An 8,409-nucleotide genomic window follows, 5' to 3' on the forward strand; every position below is an offset into this window, starting at 1 on the left:
GTCAGCTCGGTCCGGCCTTGTAACCGACACCGCGGACGGTCACCACGATCTCCGGCCGCTCCGGGTCCTTCTCGACCTTGGAGCGCAGCCGCTGGACATGCACGTTGACGAGCCGCGTGTCGGCGGCGTGGCGGTAGCCCCACACCTGCTCGAGCAGCACCTCACGCGTGAACACCTGCCACGGCTTGCGGGCGAGAGCGACCAACAGGTCGAACTCAAGCGGAGTCAGCGCGATCGACTGCCCGTCCCGCTTCACCGAGTGGCCGGCCACATCGATGACCAGGTCACCGATGGTCAGCTGCTCCGGCGCCGGCTCCTCCGACCTCCGCAGCCGCGCCCGGATACGGGCGACCAGCTCCTTCGGCTTGAACGGCTTGACGATGTAGTCGTCGGCGCCCGACTCCAGGCCCACGACGACGTCGACGGTGTCGCTCTTCGCCGTGAGCATCACGATCGGCACCCCGGACTCCGCCCGGATCAGCCGGCACACCTCGATGCCGTCCCGCCCGGGCAGCATCAGGTCCAGCAGCACCAGATCGGGCTTGGTCTCCCGGAAAGCGGCCAGCGCCTTGTCGCCGTCGGCTACGAAAGACGGCTCAAAACCTTCACCACGCAGCACGATGCCGAGCATCTCGGCCAGTGCGGTGTCGTCGTCGACGACAAGGACTCGTCCCTTCATAAACGACATCATCCCATTCTCATAACAGCGACAGGCGCCCTGGTGAGGGAGGTCACTGGCCGGTGACCATAGTCGTACGGGGCGGTCACTGTCTGCCCCTGTCCGCCGATGTCGATGTCAGTCACGGATATCGGCTCCGCGTCGGTCCACTGCCGACCCACCGTCGCCGCTCGCCATCACGGCTCCACACGCACAGGATGGACATGACGGACCTGAAGGGCGACGCGGCGATGCGCCGGGACGCGACAGCCGGAAGGAGGCGCGACGCCCATGCCCCAGTTCATAGATGTCCACCACGGGATGAAGGGCATCACGGCAGATCAGCTGATGCAGGCCCACAGGGCCGACCTCGCCATCGAGAACGAGGAAGGCGTCCACTTCGAAAAGGCCTGGGCCGACCCGGACTCCGGCACGGTCTACTGCCTCTCCGAGGCACCCTCGGCCGAAGCAGTCCAGCGCGTCCACGAACGCGCCGGTCACCTGGCCGACGAGATCCATCCGGTCCCCCTGACGGTGTGACCCGATGTCAACGGCCCCTTCCCCGCGGATCACCGCAGGTGGAGGGACCGTTTCCGTCGGTGGAGACGACGTCGCCCCATCAGTTGACCGTCACCTCAGTTGACCGCCACCTGGCGCGCCCTGGCACACAGCTCCGCAAGAGCATCGGCGGTCACGGGTGAAACGGCTCCCTCCTCGGTGACTATCGCCGTCACCAGCTCGGGCGGTGTCACGTCGAACGCCGGGTTGTACGCCTGGGTACCCAAGGGGGTCACCGGAACCCCGCCGCCAGCTCCCGTCACCGGCACCTGGGGCACTGTGACCTCAGTCACTTCGAAGCCGGGCCGCTGCTCGACCTCGATGGACGCCCCGTCCGGGGTGTCCGGGTCGACCGTCGTCACCGGTGCCACCACGATGAACGGCACATGGTGGTACCGCGCCAGTACGGCGAGCGGATAGCTCCCCACCTTGTTCGCCACCGAGCCGTCGGCCGCGATCCGGTCCGCCCCGATCAGCACCGCGTCCACCTCACCCGCCGCGAACAGGGATCCCGCCGCGTTGTCGGTGAGCAGGGTGTACGCCATGCCGCTGCGGGCCGCTTCGTACGCCGTGAGGCGGGCACCTTGCAGCAGCGGTCGCGTTTCGTCCACCCACAGCCGCCGCAGCCGCCCCTCGCGATGGGCCGCGAGCGCCACCGCGAAGGCCGTGCCCTCGCCGCCCGACACCAGCGAACCGGTATTGCAGTGAGTGAGGATCCGATGCCCGCCGCCGGGCAGCAACTCGTCCAGGAGCGCCAGACCATGAGCCGCCATCCGGGCGCTGGCGTCGGCGTCCTCCTCGTGCAACGCCCGCGCCGCGGCCAGAGCAGCAGCCGCCGCCTCGGTGGCGTCGCCGCTCCTCGCGAGCGCCGCCTGATGCGCGGCCTCGGCCCGGCGCACGCCGACGGACAGGTTCACCGCGGTGGGCCGGGCGTGCTCGAGCGCCTGGGCCGCCTCGGCAACGTCGAATCCTCGCGCGGCGGCGAGCGCGACACCGTACGCACCCGCGATCCCGAGCAGCGGTGCCCCGCGCACGGCGAGCGTACGGATCGCCTCCACCAGCGCCGACGCGTCCGTGCACACCAACTCGACCTCCTCGGCGGGCAGCCGAGTCTGATCGAGAAGCACCAGCACAGGGCCTTCGGGTGGTTCCTCCCATCGGATCGCAGGTATCTCGGTCGGCCGCTTGTCCCTGTCGCTTCGCGCCTGCTGATCAGCCATGCGGTCAGTCTGCCCCGGATCCGGCGGACAATTGAAGGAATCCGGCGCCTGCCGCGGCCGGTCCGCAGATCACCAGCCCATGGCACGATGGCTGCCAACCTGCCGCCGCGACCGCGGACGGGCACCGAGAAGGAGCTTAGATGACAGACACTCCGGGCTGGGCCTCGCCCGGATCCGCCCCGACGAACGAGGGGCGGGAACCCGGCGCGTCCGGTCCCGCCGAGCCTGCCGACCGCCCCGGCGACACCGCGCCCGCACCACAGCCGGACGCGAACGCGCAGAGCCCGGGCGGAAAGTGGTCCAAGGAGCAGCCGCCACCGGGCCAGTGGTCGGCGCCCACCGGTGCCCCCAGCCCCCACCAGGCCCCGCCACCCCCGCCCCCCGGCCCGGGCTGGGGCGGCCGCCCGCCAGGAGCTCCCGGCACCGGCGGCTACGGCGGCGGGTACACGGGTCCTCCCGGCGGCTACGGCGGCCCGCCCGCGGGTTACGGCGGCTACGGAGGCCCGCCCCCCGGATACGGCGCCCCCGGCGGCTACGGAGCCTGGGGTGGCGGCTGGGGCGGCCCCCCGCCCGCGGCCAAGCCCGGCGTCATCCCGCTGCGCCCGCTCGGCGTCGGCGAGATCCTCGACGGGGCCGTCTCCACCATGCGCGCCCACTGGCGTACGGTGCTCGGCATCTCGCTGGCGGTCGCTCTCGTCCTGGACGTCAGCACCGTCCTGCTGCAGGGCTTCGTCCTGAAGGACACCGCCTTCCAGACGACGATCAACGATCCCAACGCCAGCCCCCACGAGGCGCTCCACGCCCTGCGCGACACCATGATCGGCAGCGGCGTCATCTCGGTGATCCGCTCGGTCGCCGTCATCATCGCGACCGCGCTGCTCACCACCATCACCAGCCGAGCCGTCCTCGGCAGACCGGTCAGCGCCGGCGAGGCCTGGCGCGAGGCCCGGCCGCAGATTCCGAAGCTCTTCGGGCTGCTCGTCGTGCTCGGCCTGATCTTCGCCGCCGTCGTCATCGTCGGAGTCCTGCCCGGTCTCCTCGTCCTGCTCACCGGCAACAGCGACGGCGGAGCCGCTCTGCTCGCCCTGGGCATGCTCGCAGCCACCATCGTCGTGGTGTGGCTGGGAATCCGCTTCTACCTGGCCGCACCCGCCCTGATGCTGGAACGGCAGGGCATCGTGAAGTCCCTGAAGCGCTCCGCGAAGCTCGTCCGCGGCGCCTGGTGGCGCACCTTCGGCATCGTGCTGCTCACCCTGCTCATCACCGGCATCGTCTCGGCGATCATCACCATCCCCTTCACCGCCATCGGGGCCGGCGTGAGCGGCGACAACATCAACAACGTGCTCGGCACCAGCGGCGGACACATCGGCTGGACGTCCCTGATCATCAGCGGGATCGGCGTCCTGATCGGCACCACGCTCACCCTCCCGATCAGCGCGGGCGTCACCGTCCTGCTCTACATCGACCAACGCATCCGCCGCGAGGCCCTCGACCTCGAACTGGCCCGCGCCGCCGGTGTACAGGGCGTCGGCGCCCCCGGCCCCGTCCCCGGGAGCTGATGCGGTGAGTCTCACGGGGGGAGCGCTCACGGCGGTGGCCCAGGCGGGCGCCGGCGGCACGGTCGTACGAGGCCTGCTCCGCGCGACGGACACGGCCGTCCACGCATCCGGCGGCTCGGGAGACGAGCCGCCCGTGACCATCCCGCGCGGTCCCGCGCGAGAGGCGGCTCGCCGCGAACTGTCCAAGCGGATGTACCACGAGAACGACCCCGGACTGTTCCAGCGCGCCCTCGACGCGTTCTGGAACTGGCTCGGCCGGGTGTTCAACTCGGCTGCCTCCGCGACGCCCGGCGGCACGGTCGGCCTGATCGTCGTGGTCCTGTTCGTCGTCGCCGTCCTGGCCGCCCTGTGGTGGCGCCTGGGCACCCCACGCCGGCAACCCTCCACCGCCACCGTCCTGTTCGACGACCGCCCCCGCAGCGCCGCCGAACACCGCTCGACCGCCGAGGCCCATGCGGCCGAGGGCCACTGGAACCAGGCCGTACAGGAACGCATGCGGGCGATCGTCCGGGCCCTGGAGGAGCGGACCCTGCTCGATGTCCGGCCGGGCCGCACCGCCGACGAAGCGGCCGCCGAGGCCGGCCGGACCCTGCCCGCACACACCGACCGACTGCGCGCCGCGGCCCACGAGTTCGACGACGTGACATACGGCGGACGCAGGGCGACCCAGCAGTCGTACCACCGCATCGCCGAACTCGACCGTGACCTGGAGCGCACCAGGCCCGCACTCGACCACAGCACCGCCAACACGGCCCACAGGACCCGCCAAGGGGCCGCCCAGTGACCGCCGAGGCCACCACACCGACCACGTCCACCGCGCCCACCGTCCGCCAGGTGTGGACCCGCGCGCGAGGCATCACCCTCGCCGCCGTCCTGATCCTCGCGGCGGCCGTCGCCATCGCCGCCGTACGCTCCACCGTCCGGCACGGCGAACTGGACCCGCGCTCCGCCGACCCCTACGGCAGCCGCGCCGTCGCCCAACTCCTCGCCGAACGGGGCGTCTCCACACGCGTGGTCACCACGCTGGGCGGGGCACGCGCCGCAGCCGGGCCGGACACCACTCTCCTGGTCGCGGCGCCCGACCTGCTGACGAATCGTCAACAGACCGAGCTGCGCCGGGCCACCGCGACATCCGGCGGGCGCACGATTCTCATCGCGGCCGGCAGCTCGTCCGTCGAGCATCTCGCCCCCGGAGTCGCCGCCGACCCCGCCACCAGCGCCGACACCACACTCGCCCCAGGCTGCACCCTGCCCGAGGCCCGGCGCGCGGGCAGCGCCGACACCGGTGGCATCCGCTACACCACCACCCGCCTCGGCGCCAATTCCTGCTACCCCAGCCAGCGCCTCGCCACCCTGCTGCGCATCCCCGAGACCTCCGGGAGCGGTGACACCGTCGTACTCGGCGCGCCCGACATCCTCTACAACGACCGCCTCGACAAGCAGGGCAACGCCTCGCTCGCCCTCCAACTCCTCGGCTCCCGCCCCCATCTGGCGTGGTACCTCCCCTCGCTCTCCGACGCTTCGGCCACCGACAGCGGCGACCGGAAGACCTTCCTCGACCTGCTCCCCTCAGGGTGGCTCTGGGGCACCCTGCAGCTGCTCATCGCAGCGGCCCTCGCCGCCTTCTGGCGGGCACGCCGATTCGGCCCCCTCGTACCCGAAAGACTCCCCGTCGCGATCCGCGCCTCCGAGACCGCCGAAGGCCGCTCCCGCCTCTACCGCAAAGCCAACGCCCGCGACCGCGCGGCCACCGCTCTTCGCTCCGCCACCCGCACCCGCCTCGCCCCCCTCGTCGGCGTCCCCGTCACCCAGGCGCACACGCCCGAGGCGCTGCTCCCCGCCCTGTCCGCGCACCTCACCAGCGACGGACAGGCCCTGCACGCCCTCCTCTTCGGACCGCCGCCCGGCGACGACGCGGCCCTCCTCGCACTCACCGACCAACTCGACGCCCTCGAAAGAGAGGTACGCCGTCCATGATGGCCCCGACCACTGACAACGCCGGGAACACCGGGGACGCGGCCACCGCCCGCGCCTCCCTGGAGGCCCTGCGCGCCGAGATCGCCAAAGCCGTGGTCGGCCAGGACCCCGCCGTGACCGGCCTCGTCGTCGCCCTCCTCTGCCGCGGACACGTTCTCCTTGAAGGAGTCCCCGGAGTCGCCAAAACGTTGCTCGTCCGCACCCTCGCATCCGCACTCGAACTGGACACCAAACGTGTGCAGTTCACCCCCGACCTCATGCCGAGCGACGTCACCGGCTCCCTCGTCTACGACACCCGCACCGCCGAGTTCTCCTTCCAGGAGGGCCCGGTCTTCACCAACCTCCTCCTCGCGGACGAGATCAACCGCACCCCGCCCAAGACCCAGTCCTCCCTCCTCGAAGCCATGGAAGAGCGCCAGGTCACGGTCGACGGAAGGCCGCGCCCGCTCCCCGAACCGTTCCTGGTCGCCGCGACGCAGAACCCGGTCGAGTACGAGGGCACCTATCCCCTCCCTGAGGCTCAACTGGACCGTTTCCTCCTCAAACTGACGATCCCTCTCCCCTCACGCCAGGACGAGATCGACGTCCTGACCCGCCACGCCTCGGGCTTCAACCCGCGCGACCTGCACGCCGCCGGCGTACGCCCCGTCGCCGGCCCCGCCGACCTGGAAGCGGCCCGCGCCGCCGTCGCCAAGACCGCCGTGTCTCCCGAGATCACCGCCTACGTCGTGGACATCTGCCGCGCCACCCGGGAGTCGCCCTCCCTCACCCTCGGCGTGTCCCCGCGCGGTGCCACCGCCCTCCTGGCCACCTCACGCGCGTGGGCATGGCTGACGGGCCGCGACTACGTCATCCCCGACGACGTGAAGGCCCTCGCCCTGCCGACCCTGCGGCACCGGATCCAGCTGCGCCCCGAGGCGGAGATGGAAGGCGTCACGGCGGACTCCGTCATCAACGCCGTCCTCGCCCACGTCCCGGTTCCCCGCTGATGGCACTGACCGGACGCGCCGCCCTCCTCGCGGCCCTCGGATCGATTCCCGTCGGCGTCCTGGAACCCGGCTGGACGGGCATCCTCGCGGTCAATGGCCCCCTGGCCCTCGCATGCGCCTGCGACTACGCCCTCGCCGCACCCGTACGACGGCTCGGCCTGTCCCGGACCGGCGACACCTCCACCCGCCTTGGTGAGACCGCCGACGTCACCCTCACGGTCACCAATCCGTCCCGCCGTCCCCTGCGGGCACAGCTGCGAGACGCATGGCCTCCCAGCAGTTGGCAGCCGGGAACCGAGACCAAGGCCTCACGCCACCGTCTGACCATCCCCCCGGGCGAACGACGACGCGTGACCACCAGGCTGCGCCCCACCCGCCGCGGCGACCGCCAAGCGGACCGCATCACCATCCGGTCCTACGGTCCCCTCGGCCTCTTCTCCCGCCAGGGCACCCACAAGGTGCCCTGGACGGTACGGGTCCTGCCCCCGTTCACCAGCAGAAAGCATCTCCCGTCGAAGCTCGCCCGATTGCGTGAACTCGACGGCCGCACCAGCGTGCTCACCCGCGGGGAGGGAACGGAGTTCGACAGCCTGCGCGAGTACGTTCCCGGAGACGACACCCGCTCGATCGACTGGCGGGCCACCGCTCGGCAGTCCGCCGTCGCCGTTCGCACCTGGCGCCCCGAACGCGACCGCCACATCCTGCTCGTCCTGGACACCGGTCGTACGTCCGCCGGCCGTGTGGGCGACGCACCACGCCTCGACGCCTCCATGGACGCCGCTCTTCTCCTCGCGGCCCTGGCCTCCCGAGCCGGCGATCGTGTCGCCCTCCTGGCCTACGACCGCCGAGTACGCGCCCTGGTCCAGGGCCGCTCGGCAGGAGACGTGCTGCCGGGCCTCGTGAACGCGATGGCCCCGCTGGAACCGGAACTCGTCGAGACCGACGCCCGCGGCCTGACCGCGGCGGCTCTGCGTACGGCACCGCGCCGTTCCCTCATCGTGCTGCTGACGGCGCTGGACGCGGCACCGGTGGAACAGGGCCTGCTCCCCGTGCTTCCGCAACTCACTCAGCGACACACGCTTCTGATCGCCTCGGTGTCCGATCCGCACATCGCACGCATGGCCCAAGCCAGGGGAAACGCGGAAGCGGTTTACGAGGCGGCGGCAGCGGCTCAGGCCCAGAGTGAGCGTCAGCGGACTGCTGAGCAGCTTCGCCGCCACGGGGTGACGGTCGTGGACGCGACGCCGGGGGATCTGGCGCCTGCACTGGCGGATGCGTATCTGGCTCTGAAGGCGGCGGGCCGGCTCTGACCGGCTCCGGCTCCGCCTCCCTTCGGGGAAATGCCAGCCCCTTAAACGCAGAAAGGCCCACGCCGTGTGGCGTGGGCCTTTCCCAAGAATTGTTCGGCGGCGTCCTACTCTCCCACAGGGTCCCCCCTGCAGTACCAT

8 protein-coding genes are annotated in these 8,409 nt (G+C 71.6%); 6 read left to right on the plus strand and 2 right to left on the minus strand.

Features of this window, described 5'->3' with window-relative positions:
• Window position 1: 1 nt before the first annotated feature.
• Complete coding sequence (gene mtrA, locus AB0D93_RS29210) at window positions 2-691, minus strand: two-component system response regulator MtrA (RefSeq protein ID WP_191870552.1); 690 nt, start codon at window positions 689-691, stop codon at window positions 2-4.
• Between the two features lie 258 nt (window positions 692-949).
• Here mtrA and AB0D93_RS29215 point away from each other — a divergent pair, with 258 nt between their 5' ends.
• Window positions 950-1,198, plus strand: a complete 249-nt coding sequence (locus AB0D93_RS29215; RefSeq protein ID WP_362125365.1) for an SCO4226 family nickel-binding protein — start codon at window positions 950-952, stop codon at window positions 1,196-1,198.
• Window positions 1,199-1,293: 95 nt separating this feature from the next.
• Here the strand turns inward: AB0D93_RS29215 and mtnA are convergent, their stop codons facing one another.
• On the minus strand, window positions 1,294-2,436 hold the full coding sequence (mtnA, locus tag AB0D93_RS29220) for an S-methyl-5-thioribose-1-phosphate isomerase (protein WP_362125368.1): 1,143 nt from the start codon (window positions 2,434-2,436) through the stop codon (window positions 1,294-1,296).
• A gap of 140 nt (window positions 2,437-2,576) precedes the next feature.
• Between mtnA and AB0D93_RS29225 the strand changes: the two genes are divergently transcribed.
• From AB0D93_RS29225 to AB0D93_RS29245, 5 genes are all read left to right on the plus strand, one after another.
• Window positions 2,577-3,995: a glycerophosphoryl diester phosphodiesterase membrane domain-containing protein gene (locus AB0D93_RS29225; protein ID WP_362125371.1), complete on the plus strand. Its 1,419-nt coding sequence runs from the start codon at window positions 2,577-2,579 to the stop codon at window positions 3,993-3,995.
• Window positions 3,996-4,068: 73 nt separating this feature from the next.
• Window positions 4,069-4,779 (plus strand): DUF4129 domain-containing protein, encoded by a 711-nt coding sequence (locus AB0D93_RS29230; RefSeq protein ID WP_362125390.1) that lies wholly within the window; start codon window positions 4,069-4,071, stop codon window positions 4,777-4,779.
• On the plus strand, window positions 4,776-5,972 hold the full coding sequence (locus tag AB0D93_RS29235; protein ID WP_362125374.1) for a DUF4350 domain-containing protein: 1,197 nt from the start codon (window positions 4,776-4,778) through the stop codon (window positions 5,970-5,972). The genes AB0D93_RS29230 and AB0D93_RS29235 overlap by 4 nt, the downstream gene beginning before the upstream one ends.
• The gene (locus AB0D93_RS29240; protein WP_362125377.1) at window positions 5,969-6,961 is read left to right on the plus strand and encodes a MoxR family ATPase; all 993 of its coding nucleotides are present in this window, start codon (window positions 5,969-5,971) and stop codon (window positions 6,959-6,961) included. The genes AB0D93_RS29235 and AB0D93_RS29240 overlap by 4 nt, the downstream gene beginning before the upstream one ends.
• On the plus strand, window positions 6,961-8,271 hold the full coding sequence (locus AB0D93_RS29245; protein WP_362125380.1) for a DUF58 domain-containing protein: 1,311 nt from the start codon (window positions 6,961-6,963) through the stop codon (window positions 8,269-8,271). The genes AB0D93_RS29240 and AB0D93_RS29245 overlap by 1 nt, the downstream gene beginning before the upstream one ends.
• The last annotated feature ends 138 nt before the right edge of the window (window positions 8,272-8,409 follow it).

It is taken from the genome of Streptomyces sp. NPDC048191 (genome assembly GCF_040652655.1).
Classification (GTDB): domain Bacteria; phylum Actinomycetota; class Actinomycetes; order Streptomycetales; family Streptomycetaceae; genus Streptomyces.